This window comes from Pedobacter hiemivivus (genome assembly GCF_005144565.1).
Taxonomy (GTDB): Bacteria; Bacteroidota; Bacteroidia; order Sphingobacteriales; family Sphingobacteriaceae; genus Pedobacter; species Pedobacter hiemivivus.
In genome coordinates this window covers 176,637-197,413 of the sequence record NZ_SWDX01000009.1, presented here as the reverse complement: position 1 = coordinate 197,413, position 20,777 = coordinate 176,637, and the positions used below count along the sequence as shown (strand labels likewise).

At 37.7% G+C, this 20,777-nt stretch carries 20 protein-coding genes; 10 read left to right on the top strand and 10 right to left on the bottom strand.

The window, feature by feature from the left end:
• The first annotated feature begins 2 nt into the window (after nucleotides 1–2).
• Both aroQ and FBD94_RS20815 read left to right on the top strand, forming a co-directional pair.
• The gene (gene aroQ, locus FBD94_RS20820) at nucleotides 3–422 is read left to right on the top strand and encodes a type II 3-dehydroquinate dehydratase (protein ID WP_169472375.1); all 420 of its coding nucleotides are present in this window, start codon (nucleotides 3–5) and stop codon (nucleotides 420–422) included.
• Nucleotides 423–429: 7 nt separating this feature from the next.
• Nucleotides 430–1,395, top strand: a complete 966-nt coding sequence (locus FBD94_RS20815) for a M20/M25/M40 family metallo-hydrolase (RefSeq protein ID WP_136881630.1) — start codon at nucleotides 430–432, stop codon at nucleotides 1,393–1,395.
• Nucleotides 1,396–1,398: 3 nt separating this feature from the next.
• Here FBD94_RS20815 and FBD94_RS20810 read toward each other — a convergent pair whose 3' ends face one another.
• Both FBD94_RS20810 and FBD94_RS20805 read right to left on the bottom strand, forming a co-directional pair.
• Nucleotides 1,399–2,412: a glycosyltransferase family 2 protein gene (locus FBD94_RS20810; protein WP_136881629.1), complete on the bottom strand. Its 1,014-nt coding sequence runs from the start codon at nucleotides 2,410–2,412 to the stop codon at nucleotides 1,399–1,401.
• Nucleotides 2,412–3,254, bottom strand: coding sequence for a lysophospholipid acyltransferase family protein (locus FBD94_RS20805; RefSeq protein ID WP_235884581.1), 843 nt, complete (start codon nucleotides 3,252–3,254; stop codon nucleotides 2,412–2,414). The genes FBD94_RS20810 and FBD94_RS20805 overlap by 1 nt, the downstream gene beginning before the upstream one ends.
• Nucleotides 3,255–3,331: 77 nt before the next feature.
• On the opposite strand from FBD94_RS20805, the gene FBD94_RS20800 reads away from it, so the two are divergent.
• Genes FBD94_RS20800 through bioB form a run of 4 tightly spaced genes read left to right on the top strand, consistent with a single transcriptional unit; the run spans nucleotide 3,332 to nucleotide 7,465 of the window.
• Nucleotides 3,332–3,943 carry a WbqC family protein gene (locus FBD94_RS20800; protein ID WP_131612506.1) on the top strand — a complete coding sequence of 204 codons (612 nt, stop codon included), beginning with the start codon at nucleotides 3,332–3,334 and terminating at the stop codon, nucleotides 3,941–3,943.
• 3 nt (nucleotides 3,944–3,946) lie between these two features.
• A complete protein-coding gene (gene corA, locus FBD94_RS20795) occupies nucleotides 3,947–5,065 on the top strand; it encodes a magnesium/cobalt transporter CorA (protein ID WP_136881627.1) in 1,119 nt (372 codons plus the stop codon).
• A 27-nt stretch (nucleotides 5,066–5,092) separates the two neighbouring features.
• The gene (gene mgtE, locus FBD94_RS20790) at nucleotides 5,093–6,442 is read left to right on the top strand and encodes a magnesium transporter (protein WP_131612510.1); all 1,350 of its coding nucleotides are present in this window, start codon (nucleotides 5,093–5,095) and stop codon (nucleotides 6,440–6,442) included.
• Nucleotides 6,443–6,454: 12 nt separating this feature from the next.
• Complete coding sequence (gene bioB, locus FBD94_RS20785; RefSeq protein ID WP_131612512.1) at nucleotides 6,455–7,465, top strand: biotin synthase BioB; 1,011 nt, start codon at nucleotides 6,455–6,457, stop codon at nucleotides 7,463–7,465.
• Here the strand turns inward: bioB and FBD94_RS20780 are convergent.
• The 8 genes from FBD94_RS20780 to FBD94_RS20745 all read right to left on the bottom strand — a co-directional run bounded on the left by FBD94_RS20780 (nucleotide 7,462) and on the right by FBD94_RS20745 (nucleotide 16,955).
• Nucleotides 7,462–7,872 carry an organic hydroperoxide resistance protein gene (locus FBD94_RS20780; protein ID WP_131612514.1) on the bottom strand — a complete coding sequence of 137 codons (411 nt, stop codon included), beginning with the start codon at nucleotides 7,870–7,872 and terminating at the stop codon, nucleotides 7,462–7,464. The genes bioB and FBD94_RS20780 overlap by 4 nt on opposite strands.
• A gap of 57 nt (nucleotides 7,873–7,929) precedes the next feature.
• Nucleotides 7,930–10,089: an FUSC family protein gene (locus FBD94_RS20775; RefSeq protein ID WP_136881626.1), complete on the bottom strand. Its 2,160-nt coding sequence runs from the start codon at nucleotides 10,087–10,089 to the stop codon at nucleotides 7,930–7,932.
• 166 nt (nucleotides 10,090–10,255) lie between these two features.
• On the bottom strand, nucleotides 10,256–11,404 hold the full coding sequence (locus tag FBD94_RS20770) for a tetratricopeptide repeat protein (RefSeq protein ID WP_136881625.1): 1,149 nt from the start codon (nucleotides 11,402–11,404) through the stop codon (nucleotides 10,256–10,258).
• A gap of 85 nt (nucleotides 11,405–11,489) precedes the next feature.
• Nucleotides 11,490–12,566, bottom strand: a complete 1,077-nt coding sequence (locus tag FBD94_RS20765; protein WP_131612520.1) for a tetratricopeptide repeat protein — start codon at nucleotides 12,564–12,566, stop codon at nucleotides 11,490–11,492.
• Nucleotides 12,567–12,605: 39 nt separating this feature from the next.
• A complete protein-coding gene (gyrA, locus tag FBD94_RS20760; protein ID WP_136881624.1) occupies nucleotides 12,606–15,221 on the bottom strand; it encodes a DNA gyrase subunit A in 2,616 nt (871 codons plus the stop codon).
• A 129-nt stretch (nucleotides 15,222–15,350) separates the two neighbouring features.
• A complete protein-coding gene (hemF, locus tag FBD94_RS20755) occupies nucleotides 15,351–16,247 on the bottom strand; it encodes an oxygen-dependent coproporphyrinogen oxidase (RefSeq protein WP_136881654.1) in 897 nt (298 codons plus the stop codon).
• Nucleotides 16,248–16,389: 142 nt separating this feature from the next.
• A complete protein-coding gene (locus FBD94_RS20750; RefSeq protein ID WP_131612524.1) occupies nucleotides 16,390–16,584 on the bottom strand; it encodes a coproporphyrinogen III oxidase in 195 nt (64 codons plus the stop codon).
• 65 nt (nucleotides 16,585–16,649) lie between these two features.
• Nucleotides 16,650–16,955 (bottom strand): phosphoribosylpyrophosphate synthetase, encoded by a 306-nt coding sequence (locus FBD94_RS20745; RefSeq protein WP_131612526.1) that lies wholly within the window; start codon nucleotides 16,953–16,955, stop codon nucleotides 16,650–16,652.
• Nucleotides 16,956–17,034: 79 nt separating this feature from the next.
• Between FBD94_RS20745 and FBD94_RS20740 the strand changes: the two genes are divergently transcribed.
• From FBD94_RS20740 to FBD94_RS20725, 4 genes are all read left to right on the top strand, one after another.
• Nucleotides 17,035–17,520, top strand: a complete 486-nt coding sequence (locus FBD94_RS20740; RefSeq protein ID WP_136881623.1) for a DUF4442 domain-containing protein — start codon at nucleotides 17,035–17,037, stop codon at nucleotides 17,518–17,520.
• Nucleotides 17,521–17,539: 19 nt separating this feature from the next.
• Nucleotides 17,540–18,163, top strand: coding sequence for an AlbA family DNA-binding domain-containing protein (locus tag FBD94_RS20735; RefSeq protein WP_131612546.1), 624 nt, complete (start codon nucleotides 17,540–17,542; stop codon nucleotides 18,161–18,163).
• 129 nt (nucleotides 18,164–18,292) lie between these two features.
• Nucleotides 18,293–19,648 carry an MATE family efflux transporter gene (locus FBD94_RS20730; protein WP_136881622.1) on the top strand — a complete coding sequence of 452 codons (1,356 nt, stop codon included), beginning with the start codon at nucleotides 18,293–18,295 and terminating at the stop codon, nucleotides 19,646–19,648.
• Nucleotides 19,649–19,777: 129 nt separating this feature from the next.
• Entirely contained in the window at nucleotides 19,778–20,716 is a 939-nt protein-coding gene (locus FBD94_RS20725; RefSeq protein ID WP_136881621.1) for a sulfite exporter TauE/SafE family protein, read from the top strand.
• Nucleotides 20,717–20,777: the final 61 nt, after the last annotated feature.

Sequence of the window (20,777 nt, the reverse complement as noted above, 5' to 3'; positions counted from 1 at the left end):
TGATGAAGATACAAATTATTAATGGCCCAAATTTAAACCTTTTAGGGCTTCGTGAGCCCGGTATTTACGGTAACCAGAGTTTTGATGAATATGTTAAAACGCTACGTGATATGTACAGCATTATTGAAATCGATTATTTTCAAAGTAATGTAGAAGGTGAGCTGATTAATAAACTTCATGAAGTTGGTTTTACTTACGATGGTATTGTGATTAATGCTGGTGGCTACACACATACCTCTGTAGCGATTGCTGATGCCATTGCAGCCATTAAAACTCCTGTGGTAGAGGTTCACGTCTCTAACATCTACGCCCGTGAAGAGTATCGCCATGTGTCGCTTACTGGCAAAAACTGTAAAGGCGTTTTAACAGGCTTTGGTATGGATGGCTATCGTTTGGCTATTGAAAGTCTGTTAAAAGGTTAATTTAAGTATGTCCGTTAAAAAATATTTACTTACTACGCTGTGTTCGCTGATTAGTTATGGCGCTTTTGCTCAATCTGACATCACTGAAAATGAAATTGCTGCACATATTTCTTTTCTTGCTTCTAAAAAGATGGCTGGCCGTTTTCCGGGAACCAGGGAGAACAAAAAGACGGTTGATTACCTGATTAAAAGTTTTAGAAGGGCCGGCATAAAGCCTTTTGGCAGTAGTTATATACAAGAATTCTCCGCTAAGATAAGAGTTAAAAAGGGGCTGACAGATACGCCTTTTGTTAAAACTCAAAATGTTATAGGTTTTATTGAAGGTAATGATTCGGCTTTAAAGGAGGAGTACATTGTATTAGGTGCTCATTACGACCATCTGGGAATGGGTGGTCCTTCGTCAAAAAAGCCTGACACTGTTGGTGTACACCTTGGTGCTGATGACAATGCGAGTGGAACAGCAGCATTGTTGGAAATTGCAGAGAAACTACAAGCCAATAAGAAAGATTTAAAACGAAGTGTGCTACTTATTGCATTTGGTGCAGAAGAACAAGGTTTGTTGGGGTCGAAATATTTTGTCGAGCATCCTGTTATTCCATTATCTGCTATCAAGTTGATGGTGAATATGGATATGGTGGGCAGGATGAACAGCGAGAAGAATCTGTATATGGGTGGTGCAGCCTCTTTTAATGGAGGGATGGAGCTTATGAAGAGCTTAGGACCCCAGATTGGCATAAAACCAATTGTGATTGCTTATGATGTGGGTGGTTCTGATCATGTATCATTCTTTAAAAAGAACATTTCAGTATTAGGCTTCCATACAGGTGGTCATCCACAATATCATACACCTGAAGATGATTTTGCACACATAAATGTACCTGGTGAAAAACTGGTTTGCGATTATATTTACAAAGCAATTTTTAGTGTAGCCAATCGGGAAGGAGCCGTATCCTTTATTCCAGAAAAGAAATAGCACCTAAAGCTGACTAAAAAACCTGATCTTTTTAACAAAATAAGCCCAAATAATACTAGAAGGGTATTGTCCGGTATGCTTTAAAAAGGGTATTTGCTTATCACTACGCTTTGCACCGTTCTTTTGTAAACTACAAAGGAAATGATAGTGCGCTTTATTTATTGCCCAGGCAAAATCGGTTTTACCTTGCAAAAGAAAATGTATCCAGGCTACAAAATCCAGGGACATCCGAATAAAGATTCTGAAGTACGCATCGTTTGCGGGCAGATTTTTTTGCATTAAAATCAGGTTATTCCTAAAATTAAGATAGGTTTTATGCGGACTGCTTGCATCTAAAGTAGCTCCACCAACATGATAAACTTCGGCTGTAGGACAATAGATAACTTTATAACCCAGGTTTTTTATGCGCCAGCAGAGATCTATCTCTTCCATGTGTGCAAAGAAATCCTGATCTAGTCCAGCAACTTCTTTCCAATACTTGCTTTTGATAAACAAGGCGGCACCGCTAGCCCAGAACACCTCAATTTGGTCATTATATTGATTTGTATCTATCTCCACGGTATCAAACAAGCGTCCCCTGCAAAACGGGAAAGCATGTAAATCAAGGTACCCACCAGCTGCACCAGCATACTCAAACTGGCTTTTATTCTTCTGCCACTTAATTTTAGGTTGTGCAACAGCTACTTTATCATCCATTTCCATGGCATCAATAACCGGCTGAATCCAATTTTCAGGAACTTCAACATCAGAATTTAGCAAAACATAATAATCAGCTTCAACTTGAGCTAATAATCTATTATATCCTTCAGCAAAACCATAATTATGATCGTTTACAATTACTTTTACATCAGGATAATTTGCTTTTACAAAAGCGATGGAATCATCTGTTGAGGCATTATCGCCCACTATAAGCTGTAAATTGGGGTAGACAGACTTTACTACACTGGGTAAAAACTGCTCAAGCAGCGCCTTTCCGTTCCAATTTAAAATTACTACTGCTACACTTGGTACTGTCATTATCCTGCGTTAACTGGTTTATGCTTCCATCGCCTGTGGCTCCAAAGCCAGTAAGCTGGCTCTTCATTAAGCGTTTTTTCTAATAGGGCAAACTGAAGATGGGTGATTTCATGCTCCTTGGTTGCCTTTGGGTTAAGGCACAGCGGAATACAATCCACTTCGTAATAACCTCTTTTAATCACTTTTGCCTCGAAATAAAATATTGGCCTATTGGTCTGTAACGCGATTTTTTCAAGCCCCAACAATACTGGCGTCGGCTGATGCATAAAATCGATCCAATAATGAGCCTCATGACCTACAGGCGTTTGATCGCCGGCAAAGCAAAACATAGTTGGTTCGTTTTTAACGGCAGTTAAAGACCTCAATGTCTGACGCATTGGAATGAACTTATTGCCAAACCGGGTACGAATCCTGTAAAACCAGGCATCAAAGATCTGGTTGCTTAAAGGTTTATAAATTACATACTCAGGTTTCGATAATTCGGCACCCAAAGCCAACATACATAATTCCCAGTTGCCATAATGCCCTGTACAGGCCAAAACGCTTTCACCTTTATTAAAATACTGCTCTATCTGATCCAGATTCTTGAATTTTACCCGCCTTTTAAGTTCTGATCTGGAGATAGAACTCATTTTCACCACCTCGACCATAAGGTTGCAGAGGTATCTGAAATACTTCTTTTCGATACTTACAATCTCCGCTTCAGATTTCTGAGGAAAAGCATTAGAAAGATTCTCGTGAACAACTTTCTTGCGGTACGGATATATATAATATATGATGTAATACCCTAAAGTTGCGAGTGGATATAGCAGCGATAAGGGCAGTAGGGATAAAAAGTTCAAAAAAAATATTCCTATGTAAGAAAAGCTTTTTTTTATCATTAATTTGGCGAATTGAGAATGCAAACATAAAATATCAGATGCAAAGTTCAGCTATATTCCCTCTTTTTTATCTTCCGCCAGTTAGCTACTTCTCTGGTTTGAAAGACTTTGATTACAATTTTTTATTAGAAAAAGAAGAACACTTCCCCAAGCAAACGTATAGAAACCGTGCTAGAATATATTCACCCAATGGCCATTTGGATTTAATAATTCCTGTAATTCGTGGCGCAAACGTACACACTAAGATGAAAGATGTTAAAATTAGTAATGATTTTAACTGGCAAAGGCTACATTGGAAGAGCTTTGAGAGCTGCTACAGGAACTCTGCATACTTTGAGTTTTATGAAGATGAATTTTCGCGTTTCTACCATCAGAAATTTGAATACTTGTTTGATTATAACCTTGAGCTTTTGCAATGGTTGTTTAAACAGCTTAAAAAAGAACCGACTATTGGTTTTACCACAGAATATGTAAAGGAAATAGATCCGGCATTGGATTTCCGAGCAAAAATACATTTTAAAAATGCCATAAATACCGAAGATTTCAAACCTTATTTCCAGGTTTTCGACGACAGGGAAGGCTTTAAGCCAAACTTAAGCATTGTTGATCTGTTGTTTAATCAAGGCCCGCAAACCAAATCATATTTATGATGTATGAGCAAATCAGCAAAGCATAAGCGAAAACGTAAGCATTACTCCATACCAACAGTCGGCGCTAGTCCAGGCGTTGTATTTATTGATGAACAGTCTTTAAAGCCTGTTATTGTCTTCCATACCTATAATGTACATTTTTATGAAGTTAAGGAATTAGATAATATTGAAAACTTAACGGAAATAGTTGCGAATAAGGAGTTTAACTACTGGATAGAAATTAAAGGCTTTAAATCCATTGATCTATTTGATACACTTAGTGCTGATTTTGGAATCAATAAATTGGTTTTAGAAGACATTACACGTCCATATCAACGCCCAAAATTCGAAGAATATGGCACCTATGATTTTGCAATCAGTAGGATGCTTCATTTTGATGAGCAAAAGAATCTGGACAATGACCAGTTTTCTTTTATTTTAAAGGAAAATGTTTTATTTACCTTCCAGGAGGGGTACAAAGATTGTTTAGATCCCGTTCGCGCAAGGTTAATCGCCGGAAAAGGAAACATCCGTATTGCAGGTAGCAGCTACTTAATGTATGCTTTAATGGATATTATTGTCGATACCTATTTTGTAATATTGGGGGAATGGAGTGAAGAATTAGATCAGATAGAGGATCGTTTATTTGATAAGCCGGACAGAAGCGTAATGTACGATACCCAGCTTGTTAAAAGAAACCTGATCAATGTAAGAAGAGTGGTTTGGCCAGAGCGGGATAAATTGAATGACATACTGAGAAGTGACAGCCGACTGATCCCAGATCAGACTAAAATGTATATCCGGGATGCCTATGATCATTGTATACAACTCATTGATATGGTCGAGTCATTGAAAGAAATCTCAGCTAGCAATATTGACATGTACCTGTCCATCATTAGCAACAGAATGAATGAGATTATGAAAGTGCTCACCATCATTTCGTCCATTTTCATTCCGCTAACCTTTATTGCAGGTATTTACGGGATGAACTTTGCGATTGAAGATCCTGTAACTGGAAAAGTATTGCCACAAAACATGCCCGAACTTTATCAGGAACATGGCTATTTGTACACCATGATCATCATGGGCCTCATTGCTGTTTTACAAATCATATATTTCTGGCGTAAAGGATGGTTTAAATAACATGGTTATTCTTACCTTTACGGCCTCATGCAATCCTTCGAACTAGATAAGACGGACGTATCCAGAATTAAGCTTGCCTTAAGCGGTGGTGATGAACAGCTAAAAGTTATTCTGGGGGAGTATCACGCCTCCGAAATTGCCATTTTATTTGAGAATTTAACCACGGAAGAGCAGCAAAGAATCATCAATTTACTGGATGTAGAAATTGCTTCCGAGGTGATCTCGGAAATGCACGAAGAGTCTCACCCTGAAGAACTTTTACTACAATTACATCCGGATAAGCGTACTGAAATCGTTGAAGAGCTGGACTATGATGATGCAACAGACATCATTTCCCAGCTGGAAGAACACGAGCAAAAAGAGATTCTTGCCGACCTGAGCGAGGATGATGCTTCGAGCATCAGAAATCTACTCAGCTACCACGAAGAAACCGCCGGTGGTTTGATGAATACGGAGTTTATCCGTATCAATCTTAACCTAACAAAAAAGGATGCCATTGATGAAATCATCAGGCAAAGTGAGGAAATTGAAGAATTCTATACGATTTTTGTCGTAGACAATGATAATGTTTTTCAGGGGATCGTTTCTTTAAAGGACATCATTAAGGCGAAAGGAAATGCCAAAATTACGGAGCTTGTAAAGGCCGAAGTAGCTTGGGTGTACCCTGATACGGATCAGGAAGAGGTAGCCCGATTGATTTCCCAATATAACATTACCAGTATTCCGGTATTGGATAAGGATCATAAGCTTTTAGGTCGGGTTACGTTTGATGACGTTATTGACGTTCTGGAAGATGAAAATACAGAAGATTTCCTGAAAATATCCGGGGTATCTGAAGATGAGGAACTAAGTGGTAACTGGGTCGAAGCCGTAAAATCGCGCTTGCCTTGGCTTATTTTAAACCTTGGGACGGCATTTTTAGCATCCTCTGTTGTACGTCATTTTGACGACACGATAAAACAAATCGTGGTGTTGCCGGCCTACATGACCATTATTGCAGGCATGGGTGGCAACGCAGCTACACAGGCATTGGCGGTAACGGTAAGAAGGATTTCCTTATACGACTTAACGGATAGTCAAGCCTACAGAACCGTATTAAAAGAATTTACCGTAGGATCAATTAATGGGGCTTGTACTGGCGCCATTGTATTTTTATTTGCACTATACTTTGATTCCAATCCAATGCTTGGACTGGTTATTTTTTTAGCGATGACCGGCAATTTATTAATCGCAGGTATAACTGGTGCGGGCATTCCATTAGCCCTAAAAAGAGTTGGAATCGATCCAGCCATTGCATCTTCAATAATTATTACAACTTTTACAGACGTTTTTGGATTTTTACTCTTGCTAGGACTAGCAAGCAAACTTTTACTTTAATTAACCAATTATATGCAACCAACAAAACACAACTGGACTAAAGAAGAAATTTCGGCTATTTACCATAAGCCTTTTCTAGACTTAGTTTATGAAGCTGCAACTATACATCGTGAAAATAAAGACTATTCAGAGGTACAGGTTAGTTCTCTAATCTCTATTAAAACGGGCGGCTGTGCTGAAGATTGTTCTTATTGCCCGCAAGCAGCGCGTTACCACACAGATCTAGAGGTTCAGCCACTGATGCAGGTAAGTCAGGTGGTTAGTGCTGCCGTAAAAGCAAAAGAGGGTGGTGCATCACGCCTATGTATGGGAGCTGCATGGAGAGAAGTACGCGACAACCGTGATTTTGACCGCGTTATAGACATGGTTAAAGCCGTAAATGAGATGGATATGGAAGTGTGCTGTACTTTAGGTATGCTAACAGAAAGTCAGGCTCAAAAACTTGCTGATGCTGGCCTATATGCTTATAATCACAACATTGATACTTCAGAAGATGATTATAAACGTATCATTTCTACGAGAACTTATGATGATCGCTTAAATACCATTAAAAACGTGCGTAAAGCAAAGCTAACGGTTTGTAGTGGTGGAATCATCGGTTTAGGTGAAACACCTGAAGATAGAGTTTCAATGCTGCAAACTTTAGCCAATATGGAGGTTCATCCAGAATCTGTTCCAGTAAATGCGCTTGTTCCTGTAAAAGGTACGCCGCTAGAAGATCAGCCACGTGTTCCGATCTGGGATATGGTGAGAATGATCGCTACAGCCCGTATTGTTATGCCAAACTCTGTTGTACGTTTGTCTGCAGGAAGAAATGAGATGAGTACTTTAGAACAAGCTTTTTGCTTTATGGCAGGAGCAAGCTCCATATTTGCAGGTGATAAATTATTAACGACGCCAAATCCTGCTTTTGTAGATGATATGGCGATGTTTGAATTGCTTGGATTGAAAACAAGAGAAGCATTTAAGAATGGTAGACCAAAAAATACCATTAACAAAACTGAAGAAGTAACAGCTAATTAAATAGCTGTTACTCTAGTTTCAATATTACCTTTAGTGGCCTTAGAATAAGGACAGGCATGATTTGCTTTATCAGCTAATTTTTGCGCTTCATCTGTAGGGATACCCGGAATATGAACATCAAGATCAGCTGATAAAAAAAATGCGTTTCCATCTTTATTAAAGGAAACATGTACTTCTACGGTAGCTTCGGAAACATCAACACCATCTCGCTCAGCAACGGCTGCCAAAGCGCCTAAGTAACATGGTCCCCAGGCAGCAGCAAATAATTGTTCAGGATTGGTAGCACCACCTTGTCCGCCCATTTCTCGTGGTTTTCTTACCTCAAATTCTATCGTACCATCGCTTGATTTGATATGACCATTCCTGCCACCTTTAGCCGTAACCGAGGCTGTATATAACTTTTCCATAATTTTCTATTGTTCTTGTAACTCTTGATACAACAGCTAAAAAAGGCTTAAAGTTTTTTATATTTTGATTTTTTCTGACAACTTGAAGATGTCGTAGGCTACTTTTTGAATCAAATCAATCTGCTCAGCAACCATAACTTCATCATTTTGATTTTCCGCTGGATCGCTGATATTTCGCCTAATCAAAGGAACGTTACTGGTGATACCGTTGTTTGCCTGTAGGTTCTCTATAGCCATATTTAATAGGTAATCCGTGTTTTGAATAACAGGTTTAAGTGTTTCAAAATCCTCAACAATGAAAGCATGTTCCTTTTTATACAAGGAAAGGGTAGCTATATAAGAGGAGAGGTGGTGATTTAATGCCGTAAACTGATGAAGCTCAGCCATCAAAACTTGCTTGCTTTTAGGTTCCGAAAACATGCGTTGAAATAGTGAGGCTAAATTGGCGGTTGTTACATATACTTCTTTACGGGCAACCTTGTAATTGGTCAGGTTATGCGTATCATCTGTATACAACAATACAACTTGTTCAAAATAATTCATGTTGGCTTTTAAAGTATCCAGCATTGCTTCCTTAAGCTTTTCACGCTCCCAATAAGGAAATAGCGAATAACTGGCCATCAATGCAATACCAGAACCGATTAATGTATCGTAGATTCGCTCACGTGCTATGGATAAACTTCCCATACCCAGAAAGTCAAATAGAACCAGGATATATGGTGTCATGAACAATACACTTACCACATAATTCTTGCGCTGAAAACTATAGGCCCCAATCATACAGAAGAGCAGGATAATAAACAACGTGTTTTTATCATTAATATAAACCAGTATGCCCATTCCAATAAATGCACCAATTACTGTTCCTATGATCCGCTCGTAATTCCGCTTTTTGGTTAGGCTAAACCCAGGCTTAGAGATCACCAGGATCGTAAGTAATATCCAATAGCTATGAGAAAATCCCAATGATTTGGCTACAATAAAGCCGATCAACATTACGATAGCCACGCGAAGTGAGTGCCTAAAAGTAGATGAGCTGAAGGTTATATTGTCATAGAAGAGTTCAGGATCTATACTTTGTCTGGTCACAAATTTCTCAACTTCTATTTCCCTGGGTTTTAAGTTTTTCTTTTCTTTCTTATTGAAATAACTGTTGATTGTCTTAACCCGTGACAGGATATTTTCAATGTTGACTTCTATATTCTTGAGTGCAATAATGCCTAAGGTATTATATTTACCATCTGTATTATTACGCTCCAGTTGAGTAATCTCATTTCTTAAAGTTTCTACATCTTCAATAAGAGAAGTTGGAAGACTAGGAATCCCGCCTGTTTTTAACGAAAAAGCAATATCGTCCAATTCATCAGCAATCTTTATAATAACTGATTCATAGTGCTTTAAAATACCTGTAGAATCAAATTGCTCATGCAATTGCTTGTAATTGTAGTAGGTTGACATGACTTGCTCGAATAAGTCGACCATATCGACAAAAACCAATAACAAAAACCTTCCTTCAGGCGTAGATTCCCTTACAACTTCCCGAGTTTTAAATAAAATCTCACGTACAGCATCTTGTTTTTCATGAACAAGGACCTGAAGTTGCAACAAATCGGCGTAATTATCATCATAATCAATGTTTTGATGGTAAAATTTAGCTTTTGCTCTCAAAAATAGACTTACTTCATGGATAGAATCGCTTAAAGTTTGCTGTACAATGCGATAGGGACGGATTCTATAGAAAAAATAGCTCAATAGGGTATACCAGATGCTGCCAATAAAGATAAGTGCTGAAGAAAACAAAACTTCCCGCCATGGCCTGATGTCATCGATACTTAAAACCATAATCAGCAAAACAGCAGTACCAATAGACGCAGCTCTTAATCCATATAAAAAGAACATAGAGAAAATAAAACTGAAAAGTACAAGAAGTACTCCAGTAAAATAGACATTGCTGTTGGTTAGACCGACAATGATAAAAGTCAAAGTAATGAGTCCAGTTGTAACGAGCATCGCATTTCTGCGATGTAGAATTGGTCCTGGTGTATCTACAACACTGGCACATAAGGCACCAAGTGAAAGTGTCATACCATATTCAATATGACCATATTGCGCCATAATAAGCGAAGGACAAAGTACGCCAAGTGTAATACGCAATCCATCAGCAAAATAAGTACTTAGTAAAAAATCATGAATACTTCTGATTGGGCGATTTAACATACTGCAAATTTATAATTAATGCATATCAATTACTTGACCATTATATATAGTAATATCAACATTTTTTGGGGTACAATAGCAATAAGGAGCCATCATAATTTATTACTTAACATAATATTAATTATGAAACTAATAATATTAAATCATCAAATAGGGGTTTTGTACTTTAAAACTCTTCGAGTTTACCTTTAAGCTCCTGGACTTTATCCAATCTATTCTTACGCGTATAGATGTCAATTAACAGTTGCACAGTAGCTTTGTCGTTTTGATTGACCTCGTGGGCTTGTAGTAACGCGATTTCAGCTCTATTTATAAAAGACTTGAATTTCTGAGCATTTTCAGTTTTTCCGGATTTAAGTGATTCATTTGCAGAATTTACATAAACCAATCCTAATTGATATAGTGCATCAAAATAATTCTCATCAATCGCCAGCGCTTTGTTGTACGCTAGTTCTGCTGTACTATTATTAGCTTTATGCTGTTGCAAATAACCGTATAAAAAATAAAGCAATTTATTGTTCGATTCTACTTTTAACGTAGATTCAATTACGCGCATCGCTTCAGTGTACTTTTCATTATCCAATAATAGATTAATGTAATCATTGGTTAAAAAAACGCTGTACGGATTAACTTTAATGCCGTCCTCAAGTGTACGTATGGCCAATTCATGTTCAAATTTTGAAGTATAGATGTTTGCCATATTTTGGAAAACCAATGGATTTACTATACCATTTTCCTTTGCGCGTTTAAAATACACTAAGGCTTTATCGAAATATTGGATATTTAGCGCTGACAATGCAGTATTTATAGCTAGCGAAGTATCTTTTGGGATAAAGTCACTCACTTCCTTAAGTAGTTCGTAAGCTGTCGCATAATCGCCATTTGCGAAGGCAACACTTCCTTTTTTTTGCTTTCTGATGTTGATGTTGTAAGCTGCCGCTGAAATTAACCGGTAATTGGCTTGAAATTTATCTAATCTTCTGGCAGAATCTATAGCTTGTACAGCATAAATGTAATTCCTATCCGCATTTCCTTCATCGCTATCAATGATCGAAACATAAGCACTTAAATACGCTTTCAACGCCCATGTTTCTGGCCATTTCTTCGTCTTCTTGTCATTCTGAGCGGCATCAGCAGCTTTAACCCCCTCTCCTAGTATACTTAACTGCTTTTTAGCGTCCTGCTTCGTGTTGATGGCAACTTGCAGTTTACCGACGCTATTACGTGCAATTTGAAGCTGGCTTTTTTGGGCAAAAGCAACATTGTAACTCATAGAAAATAGAAATACGCTGCAAACAAAAGATATCTTACTCATACAAAACATGTTCTTGGTACAAACTTATAAAAAAAAAAGAGGGATAAAAATTACCCCTCTTTTTAATCAATTATTGCTGCTAAAATTATTTCTTCAGCGCTTCTAATCTTTTATTCATTAATTCGTAGTTAACTTTGTCATCCTTAAACAGATAGATGATTTTAAGATTCTCAAGCGCGTTAAGATTTTTAGGATCGATCTCTAAAGCTGCCTTGTAGTAAGGAACAGATAAATCGATAAACTTTGTCATCTTAACACCTAGTTCATTGAATTCTTTAGTTTTCTTCACGTCTAAAGCATTTCTCTGAGTTTGAATAGCTAAAGCTTGTTTGTAATAAGTATCACCCATTAAATACTGATAAATTGCATTTTTAGGATCCTTAGCGATCAGCTTTGTAAGCATTTCCTGAGATTTTGCGATATCACCTTTTTTGATGTAAAGATCAGTCTCTAAACCAATAAAGTATGAATCATCTGGATATTTTGCTGCTGCATCTCTAAGAAGAGCTAATCCAGAAGTAGTGTCTTTAAGTTTATCAAAGGTAATGTTGATCACCTCAGAGTACAATACTTTTGAATCAGGATAATTCAATTCAATTGCTTTTTTGAAATTCCTAATTACTTCTGGATAGTTCTGTATTTCTTTAGCAGTTACACCTGCATTAACATACATACTTGTATCATTTGGGTTTTTAGTAGTGATTTCATTAAAAGCTTCTAATGCTGTAGCAAAATCTTTCTTTTTATAAGCATAGATCGCTCTATTTCTAACGGCGTTCTCTACATTCACTTTGGCTTGCTCCAAATTCTCTTTTTCAGAACCTTTTTTGTCTAGCTCTTTAGCTTTAGCAATTGATTCCTCAGCAATGATCTGCTTTGCTTTAGCATTTTTTAAATCAACAGAGTCAACTAAAGCGATTCTTGAAGCAAATAGCGCTCTATAACCCCATCCTTCAGCTATATCTTTAGATTTTTCATTGGATACAGCCAGATCAGCATGAGCCAATCCGCCATTAAGCACTTTTAGATGCTCCGTTAAGTTTTTGCCTGAGGTGATGCCTAAAAGATTCCATGCCTTTTTAGCCTCACTAATTTCACTTTTTTGAGCGTTTGCAAGTGAGGCAACACCTACAAACAAAATACTTAAAAGTACTTTTTTCATTTTCTAATATTTATGTTCGACAATTATTGATATCTGTTGTTATTTCTCTTCTTCGGTAGTGTCTTCATCAGCATTACCTTCTTCCTCGTCATTCTCCTCAGCCTCTGTCGTATCATCGGTAGGTTCTTCTTCAATCTCCCCCTCGCCTGCTGGCTCACCGTCTAATACTACATAGCTTTCAGTTTCTTCAATTTCATCCTCTTCATGCTCAATTCTAGCTACAGAAGCAATCTCGTCGTTACCTTTCAGGTTAATCAAGCGTACACCTTGTGTTGCACGTCCCATTACCCTCAATTCACTTACCACAATTCTAATTACGATACCTGATTTATTGATAATCATTAAATCATCCGCATCAGTAACATTTTTAATGGCAACAAGGTTTCCAGTTTTTTCAGTAACATTAATAGTTTTAACACCTTTACCACCTCTATTAGTAACGCGGTAATCTTCAATGTCAGTACGTTTACCGTAACCTTTTTCTGAAACTACCAATACCGTTGCACCTGGATCATCCACAGCAATCATACCAACTACTTCATCTTTTTCATGAGCAAGTGTTACACCGCGTACACCAGTAGCAGTTCTACCCATTGGTCTAACTTTCTCCTCATTAAAGCGAATAGCTCTTCCAGAACGTAAAGCCATTACAATTTCGCTCGAACCTGTAGTTAAGCTAGCTTCTAATAACTGATCACCTTCGTTGATGTTAATTGCATTGATACCATTTACCCTAGGTCTCGAATAAGCCTCTAATGAGGTTTTCTTAATCGTTCCTTTTTTGGTACACATGATAATGTAGTTGTTTTCCAGATATTCCTGATCTTTCAGATTTTTAACCTTAATAAAGGCTTTAATCTTTTCTTCTTTAGGAATATTGATGATGTTCTGAATTGCTCTTCCTTTACTTAATCTTGATCCTTCTGGGATTTCGTAAACTCTTAACCAGAAACAACGACCAGTTTCGGTAAAGAACAACATGTAATTATGGTTAGAGGCAATTAATAAATGCTCAATAAAATCTTCATTTCTTGAATCACTTCCTTTAGAGCCTTTACCACCTCTACCTTGAGTACGATATTCTGTAGCTGGCGTACGTTTAATATAACCTTCATGAGAAATGGTAATTACTACCTCTTCATCCTCAATAAAGTCTTCCATGCTCATGTCTTCTGCCGAGTGAACAATAGTCGTTCTACGCTCATCGCCATACTTCTCTTTCATTTCAGCCAACTCATCCTTAATGATCTGCATACGTTTACCTTCATCATCTAAAATAGATTGTAAGTAATCGATTAATTTCATCAATTCGTTGTATTCTTCTTTGATCTTATCACGCTCTAGTCCTGTTAACCTACGAAGGGTCATATCAAGGATAGCTCTTGCTTGAATATCAGATAGGCCGAATTTCTCCATTAAGCCCAGTCTGGCTTCTTCTGGTGTATCAGAGCTACGGATTAATTTGATTACCTCATCTAAATGATCTAATGCAATTAGTAATCCTTCTAAAATATGTGCACGTTTCTTTGCCTCAGCAAGTTCAAATTTAGTTCTACGTACAACCACCTCATGTCTGTGTTCCACAAAATAATGGATCAGATCTTTCAGGTTTAACAATTGCGGTCTGCCTTTAACAAGCGCAATATTATTTACACTAAATGAAGTCTGTAAAGCAGTCTGTTTAAATAGGTTATTTAAAACAATAGAAGCATTTGCATCACGTTTAATTTCATAAACGATACGGATACCATCTTTATTCGATTCATCCTTGATGTTTGAAATGCCCTCAAGCTTTTTCTCACCAACCAATTCAGCGGTACGCTCAATCATCATCGCTTTATTTACCTGGTAAGGTATTTCAGTAACGATAATGGTTTCACGGTCTTTATGAGTTTCGATTTCGGCTTTGGCGCGCATTACAATACGGCCTCTACCAGTCTCAAAAGCTTCCTGCACACCATTGTAACCATAAATAATGGCTCCAGTAGGAAAATCAGGTGCTTTAATATGTTTCATCAATTCAGCTATAGTGATTTCATTGTTTTCAATGTAAGCTATAGTTGCGTTGATGGTTTCTGTAATATTATGTGGCGGCATGTTTGTAGCCATACCCACTGCGATACCTGATGAACCATTGATCAATAAGTTTGGAACTTTTGACGGAAGCACAGTAGGCTCCTGCAATGAATCATCAAAGTTTAGTTGAAAATCAACGGTATCTTTATTAATATCAGCAAGCATGTCTTCAGCAATCTTCTGGAAACGTGCCTCTGTATAACGCATTGCTGCCGGAGAGTCACCATCAATTGAACCGTAGTTTCCTTGTCCCTCAACCATTAAATAACGTAAGCTCCAATCCTGAGCCATCCTTACCATGGTATTGTATACTGATGAATCACCATGTGGGTGATACTTACCTAGTACCTCACCAACAATACGTGCAGATTTTTTATATGGTTTATTGTTTGCTAACCCTAGATCAAGCATCCCGTATAACACGCGACGGTGTACCGGTTTTAATCCATCCCTCACATCAGGTAAAGCCCTTGATACGATAACCGACATTGAATAATCAATGTAAGCGGATCTCATTTGCTCGTCAATATCGATTCTAATTATTTTGTCGTTTTCTTGATTTTCTAAATCTTCTGCCATAAATAGTAATGTTCCTTAAGAACGATTTAAATGCGGTATTCTTATAACCTTGCGAATCTAATAAAAAATGCGCCATAAAGACGCATTGTGGAAAAATTTTAACCTAGAAATTTTGGCTTTATTTAGCCATTAAGCCCATACTATTCCCTTTTTGAGCCTACTTTGCGTGTATGCTTCAGGGCTACCTAAAACAGGTTGATGGTTATATGTCCATTTTGCCATTGGAGGCAGACTCATCAGAATAGACTCTATCCGACCATTCGTTTCCAGGCCAAATTTAGTGCCCGAATCATAAACCAGATTAAATTCTGCATACCTGCTTCTGCGCAAGTATTGCCATTCTTGCTCCTGCTCTGTATATTCATGATCACGGTTGCGCTCAATCAGCTCTGTATATACGGGGATAAAAGTTTTTCCTACTGCTTCAGAGAAAGCTAATAAGTTATCGAAGGATAAGCCCGTATTTTCAGGCTTTAATCGATCGTAAAAAATACCGCCAACACCTCTTGTTTCTTCTCTATGTTTGATAAAGAAATAATCATCAGCATTGGTTTTAAATTTCGGATAAAAACCAGGGTCAAACTGATCGCAGGTTTGCTTTAAAAGATGATGAAAGTACCTTACGTCAGTATCTATAACATAATGAGGAGTTAAATCGATACCACCACCAAACCAGCGGGTCTGCTCGTCCATTTCGAAATAACGAATATTCATGTGAATGATCGGTACGAAGGGATTAGATGGATGCATCACAATAGAAACTCCAGTTGCAAAAAACTCATCATTTTCTACTTTAAATGCTTTTTTAACAGCATCTGGTAATTTCCCATGTACTGCAGAAAAATTAACACCACCCTTTTCAATTACACTTCCATGTTGCATGATCCGGGTTCTGCCGCCACCGCCACCTTCCCGGCTCCAAACCTCTTCTTCAAATTTTGCCTTTCCATCAGCCAGTTCTAAACTGCTGCAAATCTCATCCTGAATTTTTTGATAGGCCGCTACTACTTGATCTTTAAACACCATTTCCATTAAAACTAAGTCCAAAGTTAACCTTAATAAAAAATGATCTTCCTAAAAATTGTAGATAGTACATTGTTTTGACATAAAAAAAGAGGTAAAAATCACTGATGATCTACCTCTTTTCTATCTCGTTTAATGTTTGTTTTTATTGTGCCGGTGGCATTTTAGTTGTATCTGGCGGAGTTTTTATCGTATCCTTCATTACGGTATCAACTGGCTTTATAGTTGTATCCACTTTCATAGTGTCTGTACCACCGGAGACACTCTTTGTAGAATTACATGCCGAAACTGCTAAGGTTAAAGTACCGACAACAGCTATGCTTAAAATTAGTTTTTTCATGTGGTTCTGTTTTAAATTCATCTTTTTAACAACTCAAACCCCTTAAAGGTTTTAATAATTTAAAATCAGTGATGCATCTTTAGCTTATCTAAAAGCTCGGGCGATATATTTTCTGCGTAAGCGCCATAAGCGTCAATGATTACTCCTTTTAAATTACCAACTGGAGAAGAAATGGCATAAATTACCGAACTGTCATCAGGATCTGTCATCCCCTCAAAACGGTAAAATTCGTCTATTTCAAATTCTTCTGGCATCAACTGAATATCTATCGCTTTGCACTCAATAAATTCGGCTGAAAGGTTAAAGTCATACTCATAACCTCGTTTTTCAAGATCAGCAACTGCGGCGGTAAGGGTGTCGTATATATACATACCCTAATTTACTAAAAAATTACTTTATCATCATATATAAAATTTTATAGTTCAATAATCTTTCTGATCTTTAAGCATCATGGTTGTATCAGAAAAAACCCTTAAGTGGGCCTTGTGTTTATACCCACCTTTATTGTTCCAACGTATTTGGATTCGTAAATTTCATAAGGGCTTTCGAGGGGTTGATGTGAAGATTGCAAAGAGCATATTGAATAAGAATTATAACGGTTCTATTTTTGGCGGAACCATATATGCAGCAACAGATCCATTTTACGCTTTATTGTTTGACCAACTCCTGCAAAGAGCCGGCTTTAAAGTGCGTGTATGGCTTAAAAGTGCTTCAATTCAATATTTAAAACCCGGTCGGGGTCATTTGTATTTTACCATTACCATTACAGATGATATGCTGAACGAAGCTATAGAAACCTTAAACACCTACGGCAAATTTGTAAAGGCTTATCCAATGGAAATTACCAATGCAGAGGGAGAACTTTGTGCTATAGTAATGAATGAAGTTTATATCAGGAGTTTACATCAGGGAGAACAATCGCGTATCGCTTATTAACGCTTTAAGGAGTACACAGATGAATATCAGGAGACTAATTTTAGAAGGTGAAGGCACAATGTTGGATTTCAAGAAAACGATTACCAGCAATGAGAAAATAGCTAAAAGTCTGGTTGCGTTTGCCAATAATAAGGGCGGACAACTGTTAATTGGCGTTGCCGATGATGGTAGTATCAAAGGTGTAAAATCAGAAGACGAAGAGCGTTATATGATTACGAAATCTGCACATCAGTTTTGTAAACCAGCTATTGAACCTGAATTTGAAGAAGTACATATTGATGGTAAACTGGTGCTTGTTGTGAGTATTGCGCGTAGCGAAACCAAACCCCATTATGCGCTTGACGAAAATAAAAAATGGTGGGTGTATTACCGGGTAAAGGACAAAAGTCTGCTTGCCAGTAAAATCATTGTAGATGTCATTAAAAAGAGTGCTGATACTTCCGGACAACTGATTACCTATACGGAACAAGAGGCAGCGCTTTTCGAATACCTTGCAGAGAAAGGTCGGATCACTTTAAAAGAGTTTAGTAAACTTACCCGGAGTTCGTACAGACAAGCTCAAAAGATTCTCGTAAGTTTGATCTTAAGTGGTGTAATCAGGCCTCATTCCTCCGAAAAGGAAGAATATTTCACTGAGATTTGAGTTAGGTCGTGTCATCTTAAATTCATTTCATAATCTACAATATTATTTTAAACGTTTTAAAGTAGGATTCGGAAATAAACAAGGTCGACAGAGTCGTAAATCAGCACAAAAAAGCCGACTTTTGCCAAAATGTGGAAGAGCTTATACACGAGGTACAAACCTTATTATTCTGATAATTTACGTCTTGCTATGCCTATTGTAGTGTCTCAATTGGGGCATACGCTAGTGCATTTGGCGGATAGTGTAATTGTCGGACATTTTGCAGGTACCGTTCAGCTCGCCGCCGTTTCCCTGGTAAACAGTTTGTTTATGCTCATCTTGGTTTTGGGCCTTGGAATTTCATATGGATTAACTCCTCTCGTTGCACAAGAAAATGGTCGTAAAAATTATGATGAATGTGGCAAACTACTTTCCAATAGTTTGATCATAAACATCCTGATGTCTATCCTGCTCTATATTTTTGTGTATTTCGGTACCTTGTTAGCTATTGATCATATAGGGCAATCGCCAGAAGTTGTTGCTTATGCTAAGCCTTATCTTGGTTACTTGGCCATATCTATCGTTCCACTAATGATATTCCAAACTTTTAAGCAGTTTGCCGAAGGACTTGGCTTTACCAAACAAGCGATGTTTGTTTCTATATGGGGAAACCTGCTCAACGTCATTTTGGGTATAATCTTTGTAAAAGGCATGTTTGGTATTGAGCCAATGGGTGTTAAAGGTGTTGGTTTAAGTACTTTGATAGACCGTACTTTAATGGCTATAGTGATGTCGATTTATGTACTTCGTTCAAAATATTTCGCAGCATACACCAGAAGTTTCCGCCTTGGCTTAATCGATAAAGTAAGAAGTCTAAAGATTGCAAAAATTGGTGCTCCCGTTGCATTACAATATTCATTTGAAATTAGTGCATTTAGCGGTGCAGCGATATTAATTGGAACGATTGGCGCCGTAGAGCAAGCCGCACATCAAGTGGCTATTAATCTGGCCTCAGTAACCTATATGATGGCTAGCGGTATCGCATCAGCAGCAACCATTAAAACTGGTAACAACTTTGGTAAGAAAAACTTTACTGACCTAAGAAAATCTGCGATTGCCAGCTACCACGTCATACTTATGTTTATGTGTGCTACAGCTTTGTTATTTATCTTGGCCAATAACATTCTACCTTATATCTACACAGAAGATATGGCAGTAATTAATATTGCTGCACATCTGCTGATTATAGCCGGTTTCTTTCAATTATTTGATGGTACACAGGTGGTCGGTCTCGGTGTTTTAAGAGGCATTGGCGACGTGAACATCCCTACCCTCATTACCTTTATTGCTTATTGGGTGATTGGTATACCTTTGGGCTACTTGCTTGGTATTGTGCTAGGTTTAGGAGTTGATGGAATCTGGTATGGACTAACCTTCGGACTACTTACCGCTTCTACCCTTTTGTTTATTCGATTTCAAAAGAAAACCAGAGTTCTAATCGCTTAAAGAAAAAACGTCCCCTATTCACGGCTAAACGAGTATTCTAAAACAAAGTCTATTATTTTAGTAGAATTATTTTGTTTATTCAAAAAGTTGAATTAATATTGTCGACTAATTAGATAGATATTATATATAATGGGCTTACAAGAGAACGAAATCGAAATAACCATTCCCGGTAAATCACAAGAAAAAAAATGGCGCCAAATAGCTTATTTGTGCTTGCTTATCCTTGCGGTTTTATTTATAGGTTATGCGGCTTACTCTTATTTGACGTACGAATCCTTAGTCGCTTTAGGACAAGGGGTATACGCTCAAATGGATGAAAAGTTCTTTTGGATGCTCGCTGTCGGTTTCTTCGCCCAATTGGTCGATGGTGCCTTAGGTATGGGATATGGAGTAGTATCTACTACCCTGTTGCTATCTGGAGGTTTAAGTCCTGCAGTGATATCTGGTAGTATTCATACTGCCGAAATGTTTTCTAGTGGAGCATCAGGTTTTAGTCATTACCGCTTTGGAAATGTAAATAAGAAACTTTTTAAAACCTTATTAATTCCTGGTGTGCTGGGTGCAATTGTTGGAGCGGTATTGCTTGGCTATGCTGGAGAGGCTTTTTCTCAATGGATCAGGCCAGTTATCTCCGTGTACACACTATTGCTGGGCATTAAAATACTTAGCAATGCTTTTAAGCATAAGCCAAAGCAACAAAAAGTAAAGCGAGCAGGATGGCTTGCTGGCGCTGGTGGTTTCTTAGATTCCTTTGGTGGTGGTGGATGGGGCCCTCTGGTGACTTCTACATTGATATCAAAAGGTCGCACCCCAAAATATGTGATTGGTACCGTTAGTTTAACTGAATTTTTTGTAACGATGGCAAGTGCCATTACCTTCTTTTTTATCTTGGGCGTTAGTCACTGGCAATCCATTATTGGCCTAATCATCGGAGGAGTAGTTGCCGCTCCAATAGCTGCGCGCTTGGTTGGTAAATTACCTATCAAAAAAATGTTTATTGGAGTTGCAGTGATTGTAATTCTGTCAAGTATCCGTATTATCTGGATGACAGTTGGAAAGATGATTTAAACTCTTTTATTTATCAAATAAAAGAATAAATTTGTTATTCAACCTATAATAACAAAGCGTA